Below are 24166 nucleotides of genomic sequence, written 5' to 3' on the forward strand. Positions count from 1 at the left end.
TGGCAGTATTGAAGGTAGGGTTTTTGGTCTCATCCGCGTTTAGGAATGTTAAAGCCAACCACAGCGGAGGACCGCAACTTCAGCGCCTCAACAGTGGTTGGCAATTGAACGCTTCCATATGAAGGGACTGCATTCCGATACCCACTCATATGGACGAGGTGCTTATGGAACTAGCGAGTCCAGGGCATCCATTCTCGGAGTCCTCCGGACTGGCTCTGTCTGATGCCGGTGGCAAGAAGCGCTCTCATTGCCTCACAGCAACCTACATATGTGATCCAGAGGGAGAGTCTGGAGAGCACTCCGGTATCGAACTGGTGATGGAGTACGTTGGCAGACCATTCATGTCGATCCCAACTCCATAGTTTGGAGCATGTTTTAGCATGCATCGATCATCTGTGTCCGAATTACCTCCGCTAGCCCCTTGAGGCCGGGCAGGGATTGGCGACGAGTGGGGTAGTACAGCATGAATGGTGCGCCCATTGATGCCCAGTCTGGCATCACAACTTCAAGTGCGCCGGACGAGATTTCGTCCTGCACTCTGAGTTCCAGACAGTATGCCAACCCCAATCCCTGCAACGTTGCAGCGAGCAGAGAGTCGGTGCTGCTCACCCTCAGCATTCCGCTGGGAATTACCTTGACCATACGATCACCGTCGCCAAGTTCCCAGCGATAGATTGAGCCGTCGCCGATTCTGTTCTCAATACAAACATGCCGCCGCAGATCGCTTGGATTCTCAGGTCTCCCAGCATGTTGCAGATCGCTGGGCGCTGCCACGACCACCCACTTAAGCGGATGTGTAAGCTCCAGACCAACCATCCCCTCTGGCACTCGGTCACCGTATCGAATGCCGCCGTCAAAGCCTTCCGCTACTAAGTCCACCAGGCGTTCTTCTATCACTAGATCAAGATGGACGTTAGGCCAGCGTTGCTGAAAGCTCCACAGCACTGGCCAGAGTAGGAGGCGCGCCGCATCGTGTGATAGCGAGATCTTGAGCATCTGGATCTCTGACTGCTTCCGAGCCCGAATCGCGGCTAGACCCTCTCCAATTGTATCTAGGCCAGTGGCTGCATAGCGTTCCAGTTCGCGTCCTTCAACGGTGATCGAAAGCGCACGGGTCGTACGATTAACGAGACGCACACCCAGTCGATCTTCCAGCCGCTTTAAGGCGTGACTTAGAGCTGAGGCAGATAAGCCAAGTTCGAGGGCGGCGGCGCGCATTGATCCATGCCGAGCGATCTCGATGAACGCAGCTAGATCTGAAATGCTTATTCTCTCTAGATCACCTTTCAAGACACTTCACCCGGGTATCGATTACTAAACGTGCCAATGATCCGCCGCACAAAGCATGATTTATGGATCGAACGCAGTGCAGATGCTTCCCCATTATCGCCGAGGATGGCATGGCAAGAAGCTGCGCCGTCGACGCTTTCGATCATTTCTGAATTGAAAGAACTTCAGCAATAAAATTGCTACTTGCGCATGTTCGCCGCAGTAAAGTTGCGTCTCCTCCACGGTCGCTGTACTCAAATTTGCTTGGGCCAGAGTGACCAATCAACTGGGATGAACATGTCAAATTCGAATAGTGATTTGCCTGAGCACGACGATGAAGCCACGCCGGTCATCGGCCGCAGACAGTTTATTGCGGGAAGCAGTGTGGCCATCGCCAGCGGAATTGCTGCTTCCTCGGCATTCGGTGCTGTGCCCGCTGCGGTACTCTCGGAGGCGCAGGGTCAGGGCCGCCCGCGAGCCGGCCTGATCGACCCTCGGCAGGCATATCCTCGGCCACCCTACCCGCGCCAAGAACAGCCTTGGCCGGGGCTTGCGTCGAAGATGCGTCCGCTGCCGGACCACGGTGAGAAAACCTATCGAGGCAATCGGCGCCTTGAAGGCCGCAAGGCACTGATTACGGGAGGAGACTCAGGAATCGGTCGGGCCGCTGCCATTGCATACGCCCGCGAGGGTGCCGATGTGGCCATCAACTATTTGCCTGAAGAAGAGGAAGATGCGCGTGAAGTTATTGCGCTGATACGCGCAACCGGCCGTCAGGCATACGCTTTACCTGGTGATATTCGCAGCAAAGACTTTTGCCTGGATCTTGTGCGCAAGGCGGCATCGGCGTTGGGCTCGATCGACACCTTGGTGCTGAACGCGGCGTATCAGCAGCAGGAGCCGGACATTCTAAAGATTACCGACGAACACCTCGAGAACACCTTCCTTACCAACATCAATGCAATGGTATGGATGACCCAAGAGGCACTGCGTGTGTCTCTTCCGCCTGGAAGCGTCATCATCGTTACTACGTCTGAGCAGGGCTACGATCCGTCCCCCTACCTGGTCGACTATGCGATGACGAAGAGTGCGCAGGTTAGCTACGTTCGCTCGATGGCTAAGCAGCTTGGCCCTAAGGGGATTCGGGTAAACGGAGTTGCTCCAGGTCCTATCTGGACTCCGTTGCAGATCAGTGGCGGGACTGCATCCGAGAAGATTCCGAACTTCGGGGGGGACAAGCCGCTAGGACGCGCAGGTCAGCCTGCTGAGCTGGGTTCAATCTTCGTCCAACTTGCGGCAAGCGACGCCAGTTATGCGAACGGCCAGGTGTATGGGGCCGAAGGTGGCGCTGCACGCCCCTAACTTGCGTCACAGACGACCCCAACTCCTTTCATGACTCAACTACACCTGGTCGCCAACGAACGTAGGAGATAGACCTTGACAGAAGCAAGTTACAGCCTTAGAAACCGCTGCGTTGCCATTACTGGCGCCGGTTCGGGGATCGGACTGGCAACGGCGGAGATGATCTTACGCAGTGGTGGAAGCGTTCTTGGAGGATCCAGGCGTTTAGGTGACTTCAAGCGGCTACAGGATGAGTTCGGCGCTGATCGCGCCTACTGGATGCGTCTGGATGTGCGCGATCCGGATAGCGTGGGTGCCTTCGCATCTTGCGGCATTGATCACTTTGGAAGCGTACATTCGGTAGTGGCCAACGCCGGGGTTGGCTACTACGGCGGAGTCGCTGACGCAAGCGATGATCAAGTCATCGAAATGTGTGAAATCAACTATCTCGGAACGGTCCTCACGGTACGTGCTTTCCTCCCTCATCTTCGTAGCGTTGGTGGCGGGGATATTTTGATCGTATCGAGCGTCGCAGCTCATCGCAGTGGGGCGGACGAAGCCGTCTACGCAGGTACCAAGGCCGCCCAGCTCATTTTTGCGGGCGGCTTGGACCGAGAAGTAAGGAAAGATGGGATTCGCGTGAGTGCCATCTGCCCCGCAGGTACTCATACATCTTTTGCCGTGGGTCACGGTCGCACGGCCGACGATCCCCGTTTGAGCGAATTCATGGCCGCGCAGGATGTAGCCTCGCAGATTGTCTATTGCTTGCAGCAACCGCGGACCTTGCGGACCGGCGTATGGACGACTTGGAGCATGAGCCAGTCCAGCTGAGGTGCTGCCCAGACAGCATCGGTCGGCCACAGTTTGATACCTGACCTCAAGACGCAAGCCAGCCCTCGACCCGATATGGGCGTTTTCCGGAATCAAGCGAGGCAGCCATTCCCCAGCAATAATGCCCGTTACCGGATTACCCCGAGATGTCGCACACATACCTGAAGTCACGACTTGCTCTTCCCACGCTGACAGTTGCTATTGGTCTGGCCCTTTCTTCGCATGCCAGCGCTGAAGCTTTGACGCATGCCTCCTCCGTCAAGCAGTTGGACACCTTGGTCGTTACCGCCACCGGTGCCCAGCAGTGGATCAGGGATGCGCCAGCCAGCATTAGCGTTATCAGCCGCGAGGAGATCGAGCGTAAGCCGGTCACCAGCATCGGCCAGCTGCTGAGTACCGTCCCTGGAGTGACCGGTGGCTATGCACTGTCCGGAGCGCAGTCGAAGATCCGCCTGCGTGGACTGCCCGAGCAGTACACGCTGATCCTGATCGACGGCCGCCGCCAGGGCAACTCCTCCGGCGTGAACTACCGCGACGACCTGGGTCCGCAGGATCTGAACTGGCTGTCGCCGGACATGATCGAACGAATAGAAGTGGTGCGCGGCCCGATGTCGTCGCTATACGGTTCGGATGCGATGGGCGGCGTGATCAACATCATTACCCGCAAGATTTCCGACCACTGGGGCGGCTCGGTCACCTTGAACCACAGCGTGCCCGATTCATCCACCCGCGGTGATACCACGCAGATGGGTGCCCTTTTCAGCGGCCCACTGACCGACAACCTGGGGATCCGCATCGGGGCCAACGTGACCGACCGCAAGTCCGATCGCCTTGAGGGCCAGACTCCGGGCAGCAAGGCGGAGAATGCCAACCTGCAGTTCCACTGGCGCCTCAACGATGACCACGCACTGACCATAGAAGGGTCGCGCGGCGTGCAGCGCAACACCGGCAGCGGTGATGTATATGCCTGGGGTCTGTCCAAGCTGGTACAGACCGGTTACGTGCTGGGCCATGATGGCCGTTACGGCGACTCCACCACCTCCAAGACCACCCTTGTGCGGAACGACTACCAAGACAAGGGCAGTGCGGTGGGCAACCATTCGAAGGAAACGGTGTTCGATACTGCCTTCACCACCGCTTTCCATTGGGGCTTCGAGCACAGCCTGAACGTGGGTGGTCAGTGGAAGCGCGAGCAGCTGGAAAACAGCGACACCATCGGTACCGTACCTGTGACTTGGACCGGCAGCAGCCGCATCAGCCCGACCAGTGAAGCGGACTCATGGGCCTTGTTCGCCGAAGACCACATCACCCTGCACGAGCGCTTCGTGCTGACTCTGGGCGTGCGCTGGGACAACACCGACAACTACGACGACAACGTGAGCCCGCGCATCTACGGCGTGTGGCACCCGGCAGACGCATGGACAGTACGCGGCGGTGTCTCCAAAGGGTTCCGCGCGCCCAATCTTAAGCAGGGCACCGCTGGTGCGGCCACCCAGTCTCTGGGACGCGGCTGCGGCAGCCTGACCCCGGAAGGCTGGAACAGCCGGCTGATCAACGCCGACGGCACGACCGGCTGCTACATGGCCGGTAACCCGAACCTGAAACCGGAAACCAGCACCAACTATGAGCTTGGCGTGGGCTTCGACCAGAACGGCTGGTCCGCATCGGCCACCTACTTCCTGACCAACTTCGACGACAAGATCGAACAGGTGCCGCTGCGCGAGATCCCAGGCCAGAACACTAGCTTCGTAAACGGCTTCTGGTGGACGGTGGCGCAGAACATCCAGAAGGCTCGCACGCGAGGCGTGGAAGCCAGTGTGACCGTGCCGCTGCACGAGCGACTGAGCTGGACCACCAACGCCACACGCATGTTGGAATCGAAGAACCGCACCACCGGCGCCAGCCTGCTAGTGGTGCCGAAGATCACCGCCAACACTTCGCTGAACTGGAGCGTGTCCGATGCATGGTCGCTTAACCTCAGCGCGCAACACATCGGGAAGCAGCTTGTGTCTTCGTCCAGACCTACCTTCGCCAAGGCATACACCACGGTGGATCTGGTCACCGCTCTCGATGTGAACGAAAACCTGACCTTGCGCGTCGGCGTACAGAACTTGGGTGATGTTTCCACGCTTGAAGAAGGCAATAATTACGACGGCGGCGCACGCACGCTCTTTGTGGGCGCGACCGCGCGCTTCTAAGGCGGGTTGATCAGGTCAGGAGATTGCGTTCGGTTCAGCACGTTCGATCACGTCGATGATTGCAAATGAACTTTGCCGCACTCGGGTTTGGAGAATGTAAGCCCGAGTGCGGCTCTAATCGCAATCCTCCGGTCAAACGCTAGCATTCGAGAGCGAGCCTGTTGGAAGAATGAGGGTCTAACCGAGGTCTATTTGTAGGACGACGCTGGCACTATTCGCTTGGCTCAAGGGTAAAGACGAATGGTCCGACTTCACCCAAGCCGGACCATTCGCCGCAATCAATTACTTCTTCTTCGCAGCCGACTGCGCCTGAGCGTCGCACCTGTCCTTCAGCGCCTTGGTCTGAGGATCGGCAAGATCCACCTTGAACTTCGTCCGGTCAGCCAGCTGTTCACACGTAGCAGGCTTTGCCTTAGGCGCCTCCTTCACTTCCGACTCGGCATGAAGCGCCGGATCATGTGCGAAGGCCGATGCGGACGCTGCAATGGAAGCGAAAAGGACGCTGATGAGGGCAAAACGATTCTTCATGTTGCTTCTCCTAGGTTGATTTCGGCGTTATGCCGGGTGTCACGGCTGGTAGAGGTCGGCTTGGTAGCCGGTAATTTGCACCTCGATGATCACGGGGGTGCTGCCGCGGTTCTGCCAGTACCACCCATGGGTACCTTCAAAGGGAGCAATGAACGTTCCCTCGGCCTGACGCTGGGCGCCTTCAACGGCGTAGCTGGTCCAGGGGCCCTTCACGTCGGGACGCTCGCCGTGCATGTCCACGGCAACATCAGACGTGGCCTTCCAGCTGAAAACCATCCCAGCGCCCTGAGCCATATGGGCCTTCACCTCCTGGCCCTTACCAGGGGCAAGCTCGATCGTCAGTGAGTCCTGCCGTAAAGGAGTGCTGGCGAGAGAGACAGCGGCGGGTTCGAAGGCCTGCTTGCCATTGCTCCCGAAGGCAACCTTGGCCTTCTCGAACAGCGCCGAGACGGCTTCGGCGCTGCCAGCAGATGCCGGAACTGGGGGAGCTACGGCCTCTACCTGGTCAGTGGAGGCTAGGGCGTCCAGACCCAGAACCTTACCTACGCCCGTAGGGTCGATTCCGTACTCCGCGGGAAGCACGGTGGTGAGCAGAATCACCCCTGCAACGGCAGCGGCCAGGGCGGTGGATTTCAGCAGCTTGCGAGTGCTGGGCAGCTGATTGGAAAGCGTGATGGACATGAGTACCTCTGTAGATTCAGGAAACGAAGTAGCCGGTGAGCTGCATGCCAACAAGCACGAAGCCGGCGCACATAAGGGCGGTGTTGATGCTGTACGCCTGTCGATGGAATGACGGCAAGCGGCGCCAGAAGCCCATCACGATCAAGATGCCTGCGAGCGCGAGCAGCTGTCCGATCTCGACCCCCACGTTGAAGGCGAGCATGTTTGGGACAAGCCCGTCAGGTGAGAGCGAGAAATCCTGCAGCTTTGTCGCTAGACCAAAGCCATGGAAGAAGCCAAAGATCAGCACGGCGGCTTTGGTGTTGGGCTGTACCCCAAACCAGCGCTTGAACGCGCCCATGTTGTCCAGCGCCTTGTAGACAACCGACAGGCCAATGATTGCGTCGACCAGGTACGCATTCACATGCAATCCGCCCAGGACACCTAGCAGCAAGGTGGTGCTGTGGCCGATCGCGAACAACGTCACGTAGATGCTGACATCACGCATCCGGTACAGGAAGAAGATCACCCCGAACAGAAACAGGAGGTGGTCGTATCCAGTCACCATGTGCTTGGCGCCGAGGTACGTGAACGCGATGAGCTGCAGGCCGGTACTGTCTTCCAGGAAGGCCTGGTCGCCTTCACTGACGCCATGCGCCCAAGCAACGCAAGGCAGAAGGATGGCTGCAAGCAGGTAGAGCCACGCTTGGGTTCGTTTGGAAATGGTCAACTGCATGTTCCTGGGAGGGGTTGAGATGGACGGGTTCACGCTGCGTCCTCCTTCCGCTCATCCCCTTCGCGGTGGATGAGGCGATAGAGCGCCGGCAACACCAGCAAGGTCAGCAGCGTGGAGGAGATGATTCCGCCGATAACGACCGTCGCCAGCGGGCGCTGAACTTCCGCGCCAGCCCCAACGTTTAGGGCCATTGGCAGGAAGCCCAGGCTGGCAACCAGGGCCGTCATCAGCACGGGGCGCAGCCGGGTCAGTGCACCTTCGGTTACCGCTTGGTGCAGGGGAGTGCCCTGTTCCCTAAGGCTCTTGATGAAGCTGATCATGACCAGGCCGTTGAGCACGGCGACGCCCGACAGCGCGATGAACCCCACGCCTGCAGAAATGGACAGGGGTATGTCACGCATCCACAGAGCCACCACGCCACCGGTCAACGCAAGTGGAACGCCGCTGAACACGATGGCAGCATCCTTGCCCGAGCCGAACGCCATGAAGAGCAAGCCGAAGATCATCACCAGGACGACCGGCACGACCACGGACAGCCGCTTGCTGGCAGAGATGAGCTGCTCGAAGGTACCGCCATACTCAATCCAGTAGCCTTCCGGCAACTGCACCTCCTGACCAACCTTCTCTCGCAGCTCCTCTACGAACGAACCAAGGTCGCGACCACGTACGTTGCTGGTGATGACGACGCGACGCTTGCCGTTCTCGCGACTGACCTGGTTTGGGCCTGGCGCAACTTCAACTTTAGCCAGCTGCCCCAGCGGAACGAACGCTCTCTGTTCGCCGGAACTGGCCCCGACGGCGACGGCTACCGGTAGCGATGCGAGCGTCCGGGTGTCCTGACGCAGGTTCTCGGGCAGACGAACGACGATGTCGAAGCGACGATCACCCTCAAAGACCTGACCGACCGCCTCACCGCCCAGCGCAACAGAGATGGTCTTCTGGACCTCGTCGATCGAAACGCCATAGCGGGCCAAAGCACCCAGGTCAGGCGTGATGGTCATAAGAGGCAGACCACTGATCTGCTCTAACTTCACGTCTGCGGCGCCTGGGATGGAACCTGCGGCGTCCTCGATCTGGCTGCCGATCTGCGCCAGCTGATCCAGGTCGTCACCGTACAACTTCACCGCCACCTCGGCGCGTACACCGGCAATCAGCTCGTTCATGCGCATCTGCACGGGCTGGGTGAACTCGTAGTTGTTGCCGGGAATTGCTCGGACAGCCTTCTCCAGCTCAGCAATGAGCTGCGCCTTTGGCTTGCGGGGATCAGGCCATTGGTCGCGATCCTTGAGCATGATGAAGGTGTCTGCGACCGACGGTGGCATGGGGTCGGTCGCTACCTCTGCTGTGCCGATCTTTGCGACAACCTCATCCACCTCGGGGAACTTCTTGATGGTCGCTTCAAGCTGGCGCTGCATGCCGATGGCTTGCGTCAGACTAGTGCCGGGAATGCGCAGCGCGTGAAGCGCAATATCACCTTCGTCCAGATTCGGAATGAACTCAGTGCCCATGCGACTGGCCAGAAGACCCGCCAGTACGGTGAGGACGGCTGCACCACCCACAACCAGTTTGCGAGCACTGACTGCCCGCTCCAGCATCGGGCCATACAGCTTGGTTACGCCCCGCATAGCCTTGGTTTCCTTCTCCGAGACCTTGCCCGTGACAAACTGAGCAACCGCAGCGGGAACGAACGTGAGGGACAATGCCATCGCACCAGTCAGCGCGATAACGACGGTCAGGGCCATCGGGTGGAACATCTTTCCTTCCACGCCGGAGAGCGCAAAGATCGGGATGTAGACGGCGGCAATGATGAACAAGCCGAACAAGCTGGGCTTGATCACCTCGGCACTGGCGCTGGCGGCCAAAGCAAAGCGCTCATCCCGGGTCAACAGACGCCCCAGGGCGTGCTGACGCTCGCCGAAGCGGCGCAGACAGTTCTCAACAATGATGACCGCGCCGTCGACGATCAGACCGAAGTCCAGCGCACCCAAGCTCATCAGATTTGCTGAGACACGGTTCTGGACCATGCCGGAGATGGTCAGCAGCATGGTCAAAGGAATGACCGCGGCCGTGATCAGTGCGGCGCGAAGATTTCCGAGCAGAAGGAACAGCACCGCAATGACCAGCAGGGCACCTTCCAGTAGGTTCTTCTTGACGGTTTCAATGGTGCGGTCGACCAGCTCCGTACGGTCATAGACCGCATGCGCGCGGACACCTTCTGGAAGCGTCTCGTCGATCTCCTTCAGCTTGGCAGCGGTTCGCTGAGCGACTTCGCGGCTGTTCTCACCAATGAGCATGAATGCAGTACCAAGTACCACTTCCTTGCCATCTTTGGTCGCTGCACCCGTTCGCAGTTCGGTGCCCTCGTGAACGTCTGCGAGGTCACCGACGCGAAGCGGCAGCCCCTCGCGATTGGCGACCACGATCTTGCGCAGGCCGTCCATGTCCGCCACTTGGCCAGGAACGCGCACAAGGTACTGTTCACCACTCTTTTCAATGTAGCCGGCACCCACGTTCGCATTGCTGCGCGCCACGGCCTCCATCACATCCTGCATGGTCAGCTCGTACGCCTGAAGCTTGCGCGGGTCAGGCGTGATGTGGAACTGCCGCACATAGCCACCGACGGTGTTGACCTCTGTAACACCTTTCAGATGTCGCATCTGGGGGCGTACCACCCAATCCTGGAGGGTACGAAGCGCCATCGGCGTCCAGGTCTCTTCAGCACCCTTCTCGGCTTCCACGGTGTACATGAAGATCTCACCGAGACCGGTGGCGACCGGGCCCAGCGTTGGCTTCAGCCCAGTTGGGAGCTGGGATGCGGCTTGCTGCAAGCGCTCGGCCACCTGCTGCCGCGCGAAGTAGATGTCGGTACCGTCTTCGAATACAACGGTGACCTGGGAGAGACCATAACGCGAGATGGACCGCGTGTACTCCAGCTTGGCTAAGCCGGCCAAGGCTGTCTCGACGGGGAACGTTACCCGCTGCTCTGCCTCCAGTGGAGAGTAGCCCGGTGCTTCGGTGTTGATCTGGACCTGGACATTGGTGATGTCAGGGACGGCGTCGATTGGCAGCCTGCTGTAGTTCCAGATGCCCAAGCCTGACAGCGCCAGGACCAGAAGCAGCACAAGCCATCTATGCGCGATGGACGCGCGAATGATTCGCTCTAGCATGATGGATCCTTAGTGGTCGTGGCTGGCGCCAGACTTCTCGATGTCTGCACGGATCAGATAGCTCTGCTCGGCGACGTACCGCGTTCCGGGCTTCAGTCCGCCAAGAACCTCTGCCCACTCGCCATCACGCTTTCCAAGCTCAAGCATGCGCACCTCATAGGTATCGCCCACCTGCGCAAATACGACGGTAAAGTCGCGAAATCGCTGGAGCCCTGACTCTTTGACGGCCAGTGGAACAGGTGTCTCGGCAATGATGACCTCGGCCGAGACAGCCATTCCTGGACGCCACTTGCCGTCACCATTGGGGATACTCACGCGCGCAACCACGCTTTGGCCGCTGCTTGCCAGCGGAAGCAGGCTTTGGAGCCTACCTTCAGTCTCCAAGGCACCCGTGGCGGAACGGATCCGCACTGCTTGACCTGGAGCGAGACGCTCGGCGTCAGTGCCCAGAGCTCGTAGATCGACCCAGACCTCTGACAGATCGGCAACGTCGAACAGTGTGTTGTCGGCGGCCACATCACCAACACTGGTGTTGCGCGCAAGAACGATGCCGCTGAAGGGAGCAATCACCGCGTAGGTGCGCATGCTGTCATTGCCTTCAACCGTCGCCAGCGTCTGCCCTGCGGAAACGCGTTGGCCCATCTCGACCGACACGCTGCGGACAATACCTGGGAATCGTGCTTTGACGGCGGCCTGGCGGCCAGTGTTGACCGCGATGTTCCCCATCAGCGTGACCGTATCGCGGATAGTGCCAGCGGTAGCCTCTTCCACCACCACACCCGCATCCTTGGCAGCGCTTGGCTCGATGGTGGTACGGCCCTCATAGGACTGATAGGACCAGGTGTGTGTCTTTCCTCCTACCACTGCGTCTGCCTTCACGTCGAAAGAATGAGGTTCCACGACCTCGCCGTTCCCCACGAGATAGTCGTTTTCGGCGGTGAAAGTGAAATCATTGACCTCACCGTCGAGGCGCTTCAACTGCATTGTTGCCTTCACCTCATTCGGTGAGATCGGCTTGTCATTTCGATAGGCGTAGAGGCGGAACTGAGGAGGCGTGTTGGTTTCATAGACGGTGACTTCAAGTGCGAAATCACCATCGCGGAGCATGCGACCGCGGTTGGGGCCGCGCTCGTAGTCGCCGGCCGCGGCGGTGGACTCTGCGGCTTCTTTCTCAACCGGCTTTTCACCGCCACAGGCGGCCAGTGCCAGCGGAAGCAACATAAGAAGGGCGTAACGATTCATGGGCGGATATCCTGGGCGGAGGCGGTGAGGCGATCTGCCTCGACCAGCAATCGGAGATAGAGTGCGGCGGACTCGACTTCGCGCTCACGAAGGTCGAACAGCGTCTTCTGCGCCTGGCTCAATGCGAGATAGGAGAATCGACCCTCCTCGAAGCCACGACGGCTCTGATTCATCGCCTGCTCCGCCTTGGGGAGCTGCCGCTCACGAACGGAGGTGACCTCCAACTGCGCTTGGCGCAGCTGTTGATAGACTCCGAACAGCTCCTGGTTGAGCTCCAACATTTGTGCTTCACGGCGTGACTTGAGCGCACTCAGTTCGTAGTCGACTTCGGATACCGAGTAGGCTGATCGACGCCGGGTTCCCAAGGGAACCGAGATCGACATGACCAAGCCACTGTCCTTCGTTGCTTCAAGACGGCGAAGTCCAAATCCAACACTCACGTCAGGCTTCGCGCTGGAAACGGCGACATCGCGGCGCGCGGCAAGAATTCTGGACTGGGCATCGAAGGCACGTTGCTGTGGCGCGTTCTGAAGGCGTTCGGACAGCGTCTGGTAGTCATCCAGCGGGGGGAGGATGTTTGTATCGCCGGCGACGGTGTCGAAGTCAGCGGTGAAAGAGCCCCAGGAAGACGCAAGCGCCATGCGCGATGCCTCCAACCGCTGGACTGCTTGATCACGCTTGAGCTCTGCATCGGCCAGGGCGATTTCAGCGGCCCTCAGGTCTGAGTCCGGGTTCCGTGCCGCAGAGACCCAGCGGGCCACCTCTCGCTGGAGCGCGCGGGCCATACGAATCCGCTCTTCCGCATGCTCGACATGCTCCTGCGCCGCAAGCACGTCGATGAATCGACCAGCGGTGCGTGTGGCGATGGCCACCCGGGTCACATCAGCCTCTCGCTGGGCTGCATCGACCTCCGCGCCGCCAAGCGCTTGGCGGGCCGCCCGCTTGCCACCCAGTTCCAGAATCTTGGATACCCGGAACGTTGCCTCGGCAGCGTCCATACCTCGCACGCTGCCACTACCGGCCACGTTCTCCAGTTCTCCGCCGAGCACCAACGGGGCTGCTAAGCCCTCTCGCGCCGCACGGTTCTTTGTCGCCTCTATTTGTGCGGCATCTGCCTGCACGCTTGGGTGAGTGCCAAGGGCGCGGGCAACCGCATCCTCCAGGCGCAGCACTTCGGCGGCGTGGCCAGGAAGGGCCACACCGCAGGCGCCGGCAACAGCCAGCGCCCACACACTACGGAATTTCACGGAAGCCTCCGGAAAGAAAGTCAGAACGACGCGCCGCGTCCCGCTACACGGGAGGCGCGCTCAGGCTGCTAGAGCGCAGCTAGGGTCGTCAGACGATCGGAGGTCGGAAGGGTGACGCCGGGTGCCCTGCAGGCACCCTCAGAAGTCGCAGAGCATGGACTTCACCGGCCAGCGGTAGTGAAGCCAGGTAGACGTGGGGCGTGAACAAGCTTCCAGCGAAACTCGCGTCTGCCTGATGCAGTACCGCATGAGCGCCAGTGGCGTGATCCGGGTCCAGATTGTCGCCCGCACCGCCGGCATGTGAATGGCCATGATCCACCGCTGCTGCGATGTCATGTTCCAATCCGTGCAGTTCGCTGAGCTGGATCACCATCGGCCGCGCAACGACACTCAACAGCATCAGCGCAAAGAAGCTGATCCTGAGGGCAAGGCCGTGGCGGGCGGAAAGACGCATATGGGTTAGCTTAAGCGGGGCTGGCTGGGGTTGTCGAGGGGCCGAAACTGGGCGCAGCCCATCGGAAATACCCCACATAGGGCGGTGGCCGGGCCTTAAGCGCACCCGGCCACCGCTCACCGCTGCGGTTTACATCTTCTTGATCAACTCGTACTCCCCTCCGGTGCGGAGCAGAAGCGTTACGGGCTCCTCGCCCCTGTTGCGCCAGAACCATCCGTGGTTGCCATCGAAGGCAGCCAGGAGCACCCCCTGCTTGGTGGCTTCCCCTCGACCCTTCTCATAGCTGATCGCTCGACCGCCGCCGTCTCCGTGGGTGTCGAAGTTCACGACGCCGCCTTCAACAGACCACTGGTAGCTGGCGCGCTCGCCCGCCTTCATGACGAGCTTGATCTCGGTGCCCTGGCCCGGCGTCAGGACAACCTGTTCTTCGTCCCGCCATTCGGCAGCGGTGGCCGCATTACTCGCGGCAGGCTTCTGAGCAACTTCAACGGTCTTACGGTTCTGCGTGGACACCTGCGTCAGCAGGGCGGCTGCCTCGTCTTCGGCGGCCTTTGCGTCCATCGCAGCGTCAGCTGCCGCTTCCTCGGCAAGCTGTTCCTTGATCTCCCCCATTTCCTTCAGACCAAGTACCCGACCAACACCAGTGGGATCGATTCCGTACTCAGATGGCATCACCACTCCAACCAGGAGGATGATGGCGATGCCGGCGGCAATTGCGGTGGTGCGTCCCAGCTGGCGGCTGGTGGGAAGGTCGCCTTCGGCGGGCTTACTGTTGTACATGATGTAGTTCTCTTGAAAGTCAGGAAACGAAGTAGCCAGTGAGCTGCATGCCGATCAGAATGAATCCGGCGCAGAGCATGGCGGCATTGGCGGTGTAGGCGTGCTTGAAGAAGCTGGGCGTGCGGCGCCAGTAGCCCATTGCGATCAGAATCGCGCCAAGCGAGAGGATCTGGCCGATCTCCACGCCGACGTTGAACGCAAGCAGGTTGGGCAACAGACCATCGGGTGAGATGTCGTACTCGATGATCTTGGTTGACAGACCAAAGCCGTGGAACAGGCCGAAGATCAACGTCGCAACCTTTGTGTTTGGCTGGAAGCCGAACCAACGCTGGTAGGCGCCCAGATTGTCCAAGGCCTTGTAGACCACAGACAGACCAATGATTGCGTCGATCAGGTAGCTGTTGATGCCCACGTTGAACAGCACACCCAGCAGCATCGTTGTGGAGTGCCCGATCGCGAACAGCGTCACATACAGCGCGACATGCTTCATCCGGTACAGGAAGAACACCACGCCCAGGAGGAACAGGATGTGGTCATAGCCGGTGGCCATGTGTTTCGCGCCCAGATAGGCGAATGCGATCAGATTTACTCCAGATATTTCCTGGATGTAGCCCTTGTCGCCTTCGGCGATCGCGTGAGCCAACGCCCCGTCAGCTGTGAGTAGCAGCATGAACAGGGAAAGCAGTGCGAGTAGAGTTCGCGGCCAGTGCGACAGTAGTGGGGGTTGGAGAAGGACGCGCGAGAGCGTCCCGGATTCAGAACTGGGGATCATGATGAGGATCTACGAATGCGGTCAGCGGACCTCCGCCAAAGCTATCCGCTACGACACTGGGAACCGGCGCAACGTGCTACGAGTGCGCAGAAGGCGCGCACGGCACGTCACACGGATCACTGCGCGTAAGCGGGGTCCGGGCGGGGAACGAATGAATAATTTCTTGCAGCGACGAACGTCCAGTAAGGATTGACTGGACGGGCGCTGCCAAGCCTCTGCTCAGTGCGAGCACGATGCCTGGGTCTCAGGCGATAGGAGGCCTGAACAGGGATGAGCGATGATGCTGAAGCTCTGCCGCTGGCTGGTGCCAGGGATGGATATCGCTCAGATCAACTCGAGCGGGTCCAGCAAGGCTGGCCAAGATGCCTACAGAAGCCGTCAGATCGGCCTGGTGCAACAGGCTGTGCAATCCAACCGCGTGTTCAAGATCACGGTCTGCGGCATCACTCACCCCAACATGGGGGTGACCATGTTCCACCGCAGCCTGCACGATGTGCTGCAAGCCGTGCAGCTCACCCAGATGATTCAGGACGGGTCGCACGAGCAGACTCGCCACCAGCATCATGAAGATGCAGCTGCGCAACAGCACGCTGGTTGGTAGACGAAGGGATCGCACGGGCAAAGACTAGAGGCTTGTTCTGGCAAAGTCGATATGACAACGTCGGGCGCGAGCGGTGAAAATGCCCTCTCGCGCCCCTTGTTCAAGTTTCCGTCATCCAGGCCAACGAGGGTGCACGTCGTCGATGACATACCGATGTGAATGCTTGCCGTTGGAAGAGGCGTGTTCCGCCCAGTGGGGATGGTCCGCAGCCAGATCGTCGTGACCGTGGGAAATCTCGTCCGGGTCATGGGCGGGCCAGATTCTCCAGGCGAACACGAATCCGGCGATGCCGACTACTGCCAGTGCCATGATCGCCACTGGCATTCCAAACTTCGCACCCACGGTTCCCGCCAGAGGGTAGGCAATCAGCCAACACACGTGGGAGAGAGAGAACTGCGCTGCGAACAGGAATGGCAGATCGGTGGATTCCGCTGATCGTCGCAGCAATCTGCCGCCAGGAGTCACCAGCCCCGCATAGCTCATCCCCAACAATGCCCAGCCGGCGAGCACGATGGGCCAACCTATGGAGGAGGGCGAGAGCAGCCAGGTAAGACTGAGGGTCACAAGTACAATGCACATTGCAAGGGCTGCGGAGAGCATCACACGCCTGTCAGCCACCCGATCGAGAACCTTGGGGAGGACAAGCGCCGTCAGCATCGAACCGCCACCGAAAGCTGCCAGCGCCCATGCCACCTGTGACTCTGCTCCGCCGAGAACGTTGCGCACCACGACGACAGTGTTCACGAACACCATGGCGCCGCCGGCGGCCGCACACAGATTAAGGGCAAGCAACCCTTTCAGCCTGGGCGTCTTCAGGTAGATCCGCATTCCTCGAATCGCGCGGGCGTAGGGACCGTCCTTTCTCAGGGAAGGAGCAACGAAGGGGAATGCAGTTGAGAACACCAGCATGGCGGATATCACGAAGCCTACGGACGTACCAGCGAACAGGCCGTGGAAGCTGATCAGCGTCAGCAGAGCAGCGGCCAACGCGGGACTCAGCAGGCTCTCCAGGTCATAGGCCAGGCGCGACAGGGACAGTGCTCGGGTGTAGTCGCGTTCCTCCTTCAGGATTTCCGGGATCGTCGACTGGAACAGAGGGGTGAAGCACGCCGAGGCCGACTGCAGCAAGGCAATGAGCAGGTACACCTGCCAGATCTGGTTGACGAACGGCAGACAAAGCGCCGCGCCCGCCCGCACCAGGTCGAGGGCAATAAGCACCGGTTTGCGTAGATTTGCCGGGACGATCGCTCCGGACAGAGGGGCCAACAGCACGTAGACAATCATCTTGATTGCCAGAGCCGTACCTAGCACAGCGCCCGCCTCAGCCCCCGCCAGGTCATAGGCCAAAAGAGAGAGCGCCACGGTAGCCAAGCCCGTGCCGATCAGCGCGATAACCTGCGCAGCGAACAGGTTCCTGAATGTTGGAAAGCGTAGGACCTCGATCATGGCTCACCTCTAGATGGAACAGTGGAAAGCGCCGCTGCCCTGCGGATCGTAATCCGATCCGTAGGGCAGGACGTGAAGCCGTGGAAGGGGCTTGTGCTCAATCGACTTCGGGTACCGGCAGGGGGTCTTCAATGCCCGCGGCCTTCCTGCGCGCAGTTCTTCGGAGTACCAGCCCGCACAGCGCAGGCAGCACGAACAGCGTCAGTACGGTTGCCGTGGCAAGACCCCCGATAACCACTGTAGCCAGTGGCTTCTGCACTTCGGCGCCCGTACCCGTTGCAATCGCCATCGGGACGAAGCCCAGGGAGGCAACCAGCGCGGTCATAAGAACCGGTCTGACGCGCTCCATTGCACCCAGTTCGACCGCCTCATCTGGCGGAAGCCCCTCGTGCAGGCGTTTCTTGATCGCGGAGATCAGAACCAGGCCGTTGAGCACCGCGACACCAGATACCGCGATGAAGCCCACAGCGGCTGAGATCGAGAAGGGGATTCCTCTCAACGCCAATGCGAAGAATCCACCGGCCAGAGCAAGTGGCACTGCAGTCAGTACCGTACCTGTCAGCAAACCGTTGCCAATCGCCATGTAGAGGACGGCCGCAATGAGGATGAAGCAGAGAGGCACAATGATCGCCAGTCGCTTCGTTGCTGCCTGCAGATTTTGGAACTGCCCGCCCCATTCGATCCAGGAACCGGTGGGCAACTGCACCTGCTGGCCAATAGCCGCCTTGGCGTCGTCAACGAAGCTACCCAGGTCACGCCCGACCACATTCGCTTCCACATAGATTCGACGTTTGCCATTGTCGCGGCTGACTTCGTTCAGACCCTGCGTGAAGCGGAAGCTGACCAATTCACGAAGCGGAACAGACTGACGGCCTTCCTGACTGCCTGGCGGCAGCATGACCGGAACGGCTCCCAGTACATCGAGATCGCTGCGGTCCACACGGGGCAGACGAACCACTACGTCGAAGCGCCGATCACCTTCGAAGATCTGGCCCGCCATGCGACCTGCCAGCGCAGCAGACACTGTGTCGGCCACTTCCTTGACGGTCAGTCCGTAACGGGCGATCGCGGCCCGGTCGAATGCCATGTCAAAGGTCGGGAAGCCTCCCGTTTGCGCCACACGGACATCCGATGCGCCCGGAATCTTCTTGAGGACGCTCGCAATCTTGTCAGCGCTGCCGGCAAGCGCCGTCAGGTCTTCGCCATAGATCTTGACTGCAACGTCGCTACGAACGCCGCCGATCAGCTCATTGAAGCGCATCTCGATGGGCTGGGTGGCGTCATAGTTGTTACCAACAAGAAAGGCTGTCTTCTCTCGAATCCTCTCGATCACCTGCTCTTTGGTCTTCACTCCATCCGGCCATTGGTCCTTGGGCTTGAGGATCACGTAGTTGTCGGACGCGTTGGGCGGCATGGGATCTGCGGCCAGGCTTGCGGTACCGGCCTTGGAGTACACCGTCTGTACCTCCGGCAACGTCATCAGTGCCTTCTCAAGAGGAAGGTCGATGGCGACGGACTGCTCGATCGATGTGGACGGGATGCGAACGGAGGACAGGTTGAGATTCTGCTCATCCAATGTGGGCATGAACTCCCGACCCACAAAGCCAAAGGCCACAACGCCGGCCACCAGGACGCCAAGACCACCGGCCAGGTAGGGCATGGGTTGGCGGATTGCGCTGCGAAGCATCGGCTGATAGCGGCTCTTGGTGGCAGCGACTACCCGTACTTCTTTCTCGGAAATGTGGCCCTTGAGCATGACCGCCACCATCGCCGGAACGAAAGTGAGGGAGAGCACGAATGCAGAGGCCAGCGCCAGCATCAGGGTAATTACCATCGGGGAGAACATCTTTCCCTCGACGCCCTGGAAGGTCAGGCATGGCACGAAGACCAGGAAGATGACCGCCTGCCCATACACGGTCGGGCGGACCATCTCCTTGGACGAGGCGATCGTTTCATGCAGCCGCTCCGATAGATTGAGTGGGCGCCCAAGTGCATGCTGTCGCTCTGCCAAACGGCGCAGCGCGTTCTCGACGATGATGACCGCGCCGTCGATGATCAGGCCAAAGTCGAGCGCACCCAGACTCATCAGGTTGCCAGAGATCCCGAGCTTGTTCATGCCGATCGCGGTGATCAGCAGGGACAACGGAATCACCAATGCAGCAATGACAGCAGCTCGCCAGTTTCCGAGCAATGCAAATAGGATGACCACGACTAGAAGAGCGCCTTCGGCCAGGTTCTTGGCGACGGTCTTGATCGTTGCGACAACCAGCTGGGATCGGTCCAGCGTGGGAACAATCCTCACGCCCGGCGGCATGGTCTTGCCGATCTCCTGCAGCTTGTCACCCACTGCGGCCGCCACAGTTCGGCTGTTGGCGCCAACCAGCATGAGTGCGCTGCCAACGACGGTCTCGTAGCCATTGCGGCTGGCGGCACCGCGGCGGAGCTCACCGTCAACGACCACACGTGCGACGTCTCCCACTGTTACGGGAACTCCGTTGCGATTGCCCACAACGGCACGGGCAATCTCGTCCACGGAGCGGATGCGGGCGTCTGCGCGCACCAGATAGGACTCGCCCGACCTCTGGATGTAGTCTGCTCCGACCGACAGGTTGGCATCCTGCAACGCGTCGGCTAGGTCGGTATAGGAGAACCCGTACTCTGCGAGCTTGCTCGCATTGGGCTCAACGACATACTCCTTGACGTAGCCGCCGAGGCTGTCGACGTCTGCTACGCCCGGCGTCGTGCGCAGCTGAGGCCGCACAATCCAGTCCTGGACTGTGCGCAAGTAGGCCAGACGTGCCATGTTGTCCGTCAGCCGTTCCCCCTGATCAGTCAGGAACGAACCGTCGCTTTGCCAGCCAGGCTTACCATCATTTCGCGGGGCATCTTTGCCATCTGGGTGGGTGAATTCAACGCTGTAGTGGAATACTTCGCCCAACCCGGTCGAAACCGGGCCCATCAGCGGTTCGGCACCCTCCGGCAACTGGGGCCGAGCCTGAGTCAGTCGCTCGGTGACCTGTTGGCGCATGAAGTAGAGGTCTGCGCTCTCATCGAAGATCACCGTGACCTGGCTGAAGCCGTTGCGCGAGAACGACCGGGTGTTCGCGACGCCCCGAAGTCCTGCCATCGCGGTCTCGATCGGGTAGGTAACGCGCTTCTCGACCTCCACTGGACTCAGCGTCGGGATGACGGTGTTGATCTGGACCTGCTTGTTCGTGATATCCGGAGTCACGTCGATCGGTAGCAGGTTCAGTTGCCACCCGCCGATCACCGCAATCACCAGTGTGATGAACAGAACCAGCCAGCGGTGCCGTACGGCACCCGTAAGTACTTGCTCGATCATTACTCGTCTCCGCCCGACTTTTTCATCTCGGCCTTCACCAGAAACGCATTACGGGTAGCAACCGGGGTTCCCGCAGTGACGCCAGAAAGGATCTGCGCCATACCACCGCTACGGAGGCCAATGAAGACCGGCTGTGCAGTGAACCCCTTACTGGTTCTGACGAAGAGGACGTCTTTTCCGTCGATGTTCTGGACCGCCTCTTCCGAGACAGACAGCCCCTCACCCGATCCGGAAGCGGTGACCAGCCGGACCTGCACACCGTCACCCACAACCAATCCGTTCGCCTCTGCGCTCGGGGTGATTACGACTGTGGCAGCCCTTGTCAGCCCACCTACGGCGGCAGCAACTGAACGGACCTTGCCTGAGGTGACGCTTCCGTCGGAGCGGGTAATGGACGCGCTGTCGCCGGCCTTGATCCGACCGGTGTCACCCGCACGAACGGAGGCCTGAATCTCCACGCCATTGGAACCTGTGACCCTATAGAGGGAGGCCTGCGGCTCGACGAAAGCGCCCAGAGTCACTTGCGAGCTGCTGATGGTTCCATCGATAGGGCTGATGACGTTGACGCTACCTCCTCCATCCACATTGGCGGTGCGTGCCACCAGGGCAGCGCGTTGTGCTTCTGCTTGCGCTGTGAGATAAGCGGCGCGACTCGCCTCGGCCTCTTGTCGTGCCAACACGCCCTGTGCGAGCAACGACTCATCGCGCTTGACGTTCTTTTCGGCGAGGGAGAGGCTGGCGCTGGCCACACGAAGGTCAGCCGCAATACGGGCCCCATCAGGGCTGGCTACGCGTGCCAGCACTTCGCCCTTCTTCACCTTGTCGCCCACCTGCCGGATGACATCGGTGACGTTACCGGCCGCACGTGCCACCACGACGGCCTCACCACCGGGGATTGCCACGACCGAACCCGATGCGGTGATGTTCGCCGCTACCTGAGCGGAAGTGACGGGCTCCACCGAGATCCCCGCAGCGGCAACATACTCCTTGGGAATCGCGACTTCCTGAGCCGCCTCCGCCGGCGCACTGGCGCTGGCTTCGTCTTTCGCGGGGTCGACCACCGTCTCTGAAGGGGCGGATAAGCGTGCAATGCCAAATCCTGCGCCAAGCGCCAAGGTAGCCACGCCGATCATCGTCAGGGTGTTAACAGCCGGAATACTTCTCTTCATCTACATGTCTCCAAAGGCAATCTGACCGCTGGCCACGGCGAGCGATGCGTAGGCGGCAACGCGTGCGAGTCGTGCATCCACCACGCTCAGCCTCGCGTCCGTCAGCGTGCGACGGCTAAGCAGCAGCTCAACCAGTGGGGTTCTACCGGCCTCGTATCCCAAGCGCGCCATTCGGTAGGCTTCCGTGGCTGCTTCCTCTCCCTTGGAGGCAGCGATCAGTCCTCGCTTGGCGGCGTCAACACGCGCAAGCGCAGTCGCACGGTCCGCCTGGCTCTGGAGGCGTGCGGCATCCAATCGAGCACGGGCGGCGTCGCTCCGTGCTCGAGCCGCGCTGATCCCGCCACTGTTCCGGTCAAACAATGGGATGCTCAGAGACACGCCGACGACCAATGCGTCCCCACCGGCGGCGAAGTTGCGACGGCCTGCGGTGAGGTTCAGGTCCGGTGCCCGCTTGAAGCGTTCAGTGCGCAGAACCGCATCGCTCGCGTCGACGTCTGCCTTCGCAGACAGGACAGATGCCGAATCGACGTTCGCAATTGCGGGCGCAACCCACTCGCGCACCAGGAGTGACTCGGACGTGCCTGAGTAGGGTTCCGCTCTTCCCGCCAGTACTGACAGTTGCTCGAGAGCTGCAGCCGCCTCTGCCTCTCTTGAGGCGGCAATCGCTTCTGCTGAGCTCAAGCCTGCCTGGGCTTGTGCTACGCGCAGGCTGGCCTCCTTTCCTGCGTCAACCAGCGCCTGAGCTGCCTTCAGGTCGCCTCTGGCGCGATCAACATCTTCGGCAGCAATGTCGCGCCGTATCAGCCCAGCTTCGGAAGACGCGTAGGCAACAGCCAAGGCTGCGGCGAATTCGACTTGCGCCTGGTGCTGGCGAGCTTCGGCCGCCTGCAGCCCTTTCTCTCCCGCCTGGATTCGAGCCCCACGTTGGCCAAAGATCTCGAGTGGCTGGCTGATGGTGTAGGTCGTCTGCCGCTGGCTCGCGCCATTGCTGGGGGGAGCGTTGAGATTCTCTGCGAGGGCATCAATGGTGGGGTTACGTAGCGCTCGCGCTTGGCGGGCTTCGCCCGCAGCGGCAGCTGTGTCGAACCCCTTTTCCTGAAGGAAGGGGGATTGGGCCCTGCTCTGCTCGAGCAACGCGCTGAAGTTCGGGGCGTCCGAGGCATAGGCCGCAGAGATACTGGTCAGGGCCAGCATCACCGTCAGGGCAAGCAATGATGGTTTCATGAGGATCCGGTGCAGTGGGGCCGCAATCTCGGCCGTCTTTCTGCACTACGCGGCCTGCGCGGCCTTCCCCTCGAATCCGGCGAAAATTTATTTCCCGCGGCTCAGTGCATCTGTCAGTTTGGCCCGCGCTCTCAGGACGCGACCCTCTATCGTTTTGAGACTGATACCCAGGGCGGAAGCTGCTTCAACCTGGGAAAGGCCGACGAAGGCAGTCAGAACCAGAGCTTCACGCAGGCTCGGGTCGATCGTGTTGAGAACCCTTCTTACTTCTGCGAGCTCAAGCTGAGAACCGGCAACCTGCTCTGGCCCGGCCTGCTCGGAATGCAGGGCGCGTCCTTCCTCATCATCCAAAGGCTTGGCCCGAAACAGGAAGTGGCGGACGCGTCGAAACCGTTGCGTATCACGAACCTTGTTGATTCCAATACGCATCAGCCAAGGAAGTACCGAGCGCGTCGGATCGTACTCTGACAGGCCTCGCCAAGCGGCAACGAATGTCTCCTGCACGACATCATCGACGTCGGTTTCGGGCAGACCCATGCCTCGAACCATCTGCTTGATTGCTGGCGAGTGACGGCGGACCAGGCGAGCGAAGGCCTCAGCATCACCCGCCGCAGCTTCAACTGCCCAGTTGTTGTCGTCCTCGATGGTCACAACGTTTGTGGGGCTCAGGGAGAGTCGGTGCGAAGTGCTTCAAGGAGTGCCTTGTCGTAGGCCGGCCGGTGCTCGGGTTTCAAGCCCTCGCGCATCTCGAACACATGCTCGAGCGTGATGCGCTGGAGATCGCCCGCAGCCCGCTCCACCTCACGACTTGCACGTTCCACCTGGGGGTTCCATTTGGGGTCAGCCGCGATGGCGTCCGCCAGCTGGCGGTTGGCAATCCGCAGGCGCGCTTCGATCTCACCTCGCCTTGTTGCGAACAGCTGTTCCTTGGCCTGGAGGATCTGCTTCTCCGAGTCGTCCAGAGGCACCACGGCGTGAAGGCGTTCATGGAGATCGCTGTGCCCAGGATTGAGCGAGTGCCAGATCCAGCCGATAGCCAGCGCGCACACTACGCCAATGATGGCGCCAGCGATTGTTGCCAGCGGCAGCCTCATGAGGGGTCCGATTGCCATCAGCGTTCCACCAGTAGAGCGTATGGGGACATGGAAGCTGGGGCCG

20 protein-coding genes are annotated in these 24166 nt (G+C 60.4%); 4 read left to right on the plus strand and 16 right to left on the minus strand.

The features are described from left to right. Nucleotides 1–375: 375 nt before the first annotated feature. A complete protein-coding gene (locus BKE09_RS12035) occupies nt 376–1290 on the minus strand; it encodes a LysR family transcriptional regulator (protein ID WP_075675881.1) in 915 nt (304 codons plus the stop codon). Nucleotides 1291–1566: 276 nt separating this feature from the next. Between BKE09_RS12035 and BKE09_RS12040 the strand changes: the two genes are divergently transcribed. The 3 genes from BKE09_RS12040 (at nt 1567) to BKE09_RS12050 (ending at nt 5639) form a co-directional block, all read left to right on the plus strand. After that, nucleotides 1567–2631, plus strand: a complete 1065-nt coding sequence (locus tag BKE09_RS12040; protein ID WP_008266446.1) for an SDR family oxidoreductase — start codon at nt 1567–1569, stop codon at nt 2629–2631. A 75-nt stretch (nt 2632–2706) separates the two neighbouring features. Continuing rightward, nucleotides 2707–3441 (plus strand): SDR family NAD(P)-dependent oxidoreductase, encoded by a 735-nt coding sequence (locus tag BKE09_RS12045; RefSeq protein ID WP_075075813.1) that lies wholly within the window; start codon nt 2707–2709, stop codon nt 3439–3441. Nucleotides 3442–3716: 275 nt separating this feature from the next. Beyond that, on the plus strand, nt 3717–5639 hold the full coding sequence (locus BKE09_RS12050; RefSeq protein ID WP_238381493.1) for a TonB-dependent receptor: 1923 nt from the start codon (nt 3717–3719) through the stop codon (nt 5637–5639). Nucleotides 5640–5921: 282 nt separating this feature from the next. On the opposite strand, the gene BKE09_RS12055 is transcribed toward BKE09_RS12050, so the two are convergent. The 9 genes from BKE09_RS12055 to BKE09_RS12095 form a co-directional block, all read right to left on the minus strand. Next, the gene (locus BKE09_RS12055) at nt 5922–6167 is read right to left on the minus strand and encodes a hypothetical protein (protein WP_008267212.1); all 246 of its coding nucleotides are present in this window, start codon (nt 6165–6167) and stop codon (nt 5922–5924) included. Between the two features lie 39 nt (nt 6168–6206). Further along, on the minus strand, nt 6207–6848 hold the full coding sequence (locus BKE09_RS12060) for a hypothetical protein (RefSeq protein WP_032961297.1): 642 nt from the start codon (nt 6846–6848) through the stop codon (nt 6207–6209). Between the two features lie 16 nt (nt 6849–6864). Then, nucleotides 6865–7563, minus strand: coding sequence for a HupE/UreJ family protein (locus BKE09_RS12065; RefSeq protein WP_008264906.1), 699 nt, complete (start codon nt 7561–7563; stop codon nt 6865–6867). A 29-nt stretch (nt 7564–7592) separates the two neighbouring features. Next, on the minus strand, nt 7593–10730 hold the full coding sequence (locus BKE09_RS12070) for a CusA/CzcA family heavy metal efflux RND transporter (protein WP_049400892.1): 3138 nt from the start codon (nt 10728–10730) through the stop codon (nt 7593–7595). Nucleotides 10731–10739: 9 nt separating this feature from the next. Further along, a complete protein-coding gene (locus tag BKE09_RS12075; RefSeq protein ID WP_040006894.1) occupies nt 10740–11972 on the minus strand; it encodes an efflux RND transporter periplasmic adaptor subunit in 1233 nt (410 codons plus the stop codon). After that, nucleotides 11969–13219, minus strand: coding sequence for a TolC family protein (locus BKE09_RS12080; protein WP_075075812.1), 1251 nt, complete (start codon nt 13217–13219; stop codon nt 11969–11971). Before BKE09_RS12080 ends, BKE09_RS12075 begins: the two co-directional genes overlap by 4 nt. A gap of 88 nt (nt 13220–13307) precedes the next feature. Then, on the minus strand, nt 13308–13673 hold the full coding sequence (locus BKE09_RS12085; RefSeq protein WP_075075811.1) for a hypothetical protein: 366 nt from the start codon (nt 13671–13673) through the stop codon (nt 13308–13310). Nucleotides 13674–13802: 129 nt separating this feature from the next. Then, a complete protein-coding gene (locus BKE09_RS12090) occupies nt 13803–14453 on the minus strand; it encodes a hypothetical protein (RefSeq protein WP_008264806.1) in 651 nt (216 codons plus the stop codon). A gap of 19 nt (nt 14454–14472) precedes the next feature. Next, nucleotides 14473–15123: a HupE/UreJ family protein gene (locus BKE09_RS12095; RefSeq protein ID WP_223224807.1), complete on the minus strand. Its 651-nt coding sequence runs from the start codon at nt 15121–15123 to the stop codon at nt 14473–14475. Nucleotides 15124–15502: 379 nt separating this feature from the next. Between BKE09_RS12095 and BKE09_RS12100 the strand changes: the two genes are divergently transcribed. After that, the gene (locus BKE09_RS12100; protein WP_008264507.1) at nt 15503–15826 is read left to right on the plus strand and encodes a hypothetical protein; all 324 of its coding nucleotides are present in this window, start codon (nt 15503–15505) and stop codon (nt 15824–15826) included. A 111-nt stretch (nt 15827–15937) separates the two neighbouring features. On the opposite strand, the gene BKE09_RS12105 is transcribed toward BKE09_RS12100, so the two are convergent. From BKE09_RS12105 to BKE09_RS12130, 6 genes are all read right to left on the minus strand, one after another. Further along, nucleotides 15938–17272: an MFS transporter gene (locus tag BKE09_RS12105; RefSeq protein ID WP_008267238.1), complete on the minus strand. Its 1335-nt coding sequence runs from the start codon at nt 17270–17272 to the stop codon at nt 15938–15940. A 97-nt stretch (nt 17273–17369) separates the two neighbouring features. Further along, nucleotides 17370–20615 (minus strand): CusA/CzcA family heavy metal efflux RND transporter, encoded by a 3246-nt coding sequence (locus BKE09_RS12110; protein ID WP_008266162.1) that lies wholly within the window; start codon nt 20613–20615, stop codon nt 17370–17372. Beyond that, nucleotides 20615–21784, minus strand: a complete 1170-nt coding sequence (locus BKE09_RS12115) for an efflux RND transporter periplasmic adaptor subunit (RefSeq protein WP_032961315.1) — start codon at nt 21782–21784, stop codon at nt 20615–20617. Before BKE09_RS12115 ends, BKE09_RS12110 begins: the two co-directional genes overlap by 1 nt. Next, nucleotides 21785–23008 (minus strand): TolC family protein, encoded by a 1224-nt coding sequence (locus BKE09_RS12120; RefSeq protein ID WP_008266451.1) that lies wholly within the window; start codon nt 23006–23008, stop codon nt 21785–21787. An 87-nt stretch (nt 23009–23095) separates the two neighbouring features. Continuing rightward, complete coding sequence (locus tag BKE09_RS12125; RefSeq protein WP_049400889.1) at nt 23096–23659, minus strand: sigma-70 family RNA polymerase sigma factor; 564 nt, start codon at nt 23657–23659, stop codon at nt 23096–23098. Between the two features lie 14 nt (nt 23660–23673). Then, nucleotides 23674–24102, minus strand: a complete 429-nt coding sequence (locus BKE09_RS12130) for a periplasmic heavy metal sensor (protein ID WP_087786541.1) — start codon at nt 24100–24102, stop codon at nt 23674–23676. Nucleotides 24103–24166: the final 64 nt, after the last annotated feature.

Source organism: Stenotrophomonas sp. TD3 (assembly GCF_001939825.1).
Lineage (GTDB): Bacteria > Pseudomonadota > Gammaproteobacteria > Xanthomonadales > Xanthomonadaceae > Stenotrophomonas.

Excerpts from the sequence above, each read along its gene's own strand:
- BKE09_RS12040 (WP_008266446.1), top strand. The coding sequence starts at position 1,567 with ATGTCAAATTCGAATAGTGATTTGCCTGAGCACGACGATGAAGCCACG.
- BKE09_RS12055 (WP_008267212.1), bottom strand. The coding sequence starts at position 6,167 with ATGAAGAATCGTTTTGCCCTCATCAGCGTCCTTTTCGCTTCCATTGCA.
- BKE09_RS12060 (WP_032961297.1), bottom strand. The coding sequence starts at position 6,848 with ATGTCCATCACGCTTTCCAATCAGCTGCCCAGCACTCGCAAGCTGCTG.
- BKE09_RS12065 (WP_008264906.1), bottom strand. The coding sequence starts at position 7,563 with ATGCAGTTGACCATTTCCAAACGAACCCAAGCGTGGCTCTACCTGCTT.
- BKE09_RS12070 (WP_049400892.1), bottom strand. The coding sequence starts at position 10,730 with ATGCTAGAGCGAATCATTCGCGCGTCCATCGCGCATAGATGGCTTGTG.
- BKE09_RS12075 (WP_040006894.1), bottom strand. The coding sequence starts at position 11,972 with ATGAATCGTTACGCCCTTCTTATGTTGCTTCCGCTGGCACTGGCCGCC.
- BKE09_RS12085 (WP_075075811.1), bottom strand. The coding sequence starts at position 13,673 with ATGCGTCTTTCCGCCCGCCACGGCCTTGCCCTCAGGATCAGCTTCTTT.
- BKE09_RS12090 (WP_008264806.1), bottom strand. The coding sequence starts at position 14,453 with ATGTACAACAGTAAGCCCGCCGAAGGCGACCTTCCCACCAGCCGCCAG.
- BKE09_RS12095 (WP_223224807.1), bottom strand. The coding sequence starts at position 15,123 with ATGCTGCTACTCACAGCTGACGGGGCGTTGGCTCACGCGATCGCCGAA.
- BKE09_RS12100 (WP_008264507.1), top strand. The coding sequence starts at position 15,503 with ATGATGCTGAAGCTCTGCCGCTGGCTGGTGCCAGGGATGGATATCGCT.
- BKE09_RS12105 (WP_008267238.1), bottom strand. The coding sequence starts at position 17,272 with ATGATCGAGGTCCTACGCTTTCCAACATTCAGGAACCTGTTCGCTGCG.
- BKE09_RS12110 (WP_008266162.1), bottom strand. The coding sequence starts at position 20,615 with ATGATCGAGCAAGTACTTACGGGTGCCGTACGGCACCGCTGGCTGGTT.
- BKE09_RS12115 (WP_032961315.1), bottom strand. The coding sequence starts at position 21,784 with ATGAAGAGAAGTATTCCGGCTGTTAACACCCTGACGATGATCGGCGTG.
- BKE09_RS12120 (WP_008266451.1), bottom strand. The coding sequence starts at position 23,008 with ATGAAACCATCATTGCTTGCCCTGACGGTGATGCTGGCCCTGACCAGT.
- BKE09_RS12130 (WP_087786541.1), bottom strand. The coding sequence starts at position 24,102 with ATGAGGCTGCCGCTGGCAACAATCGCTGGCGCCATCATTGGCGTAGTG.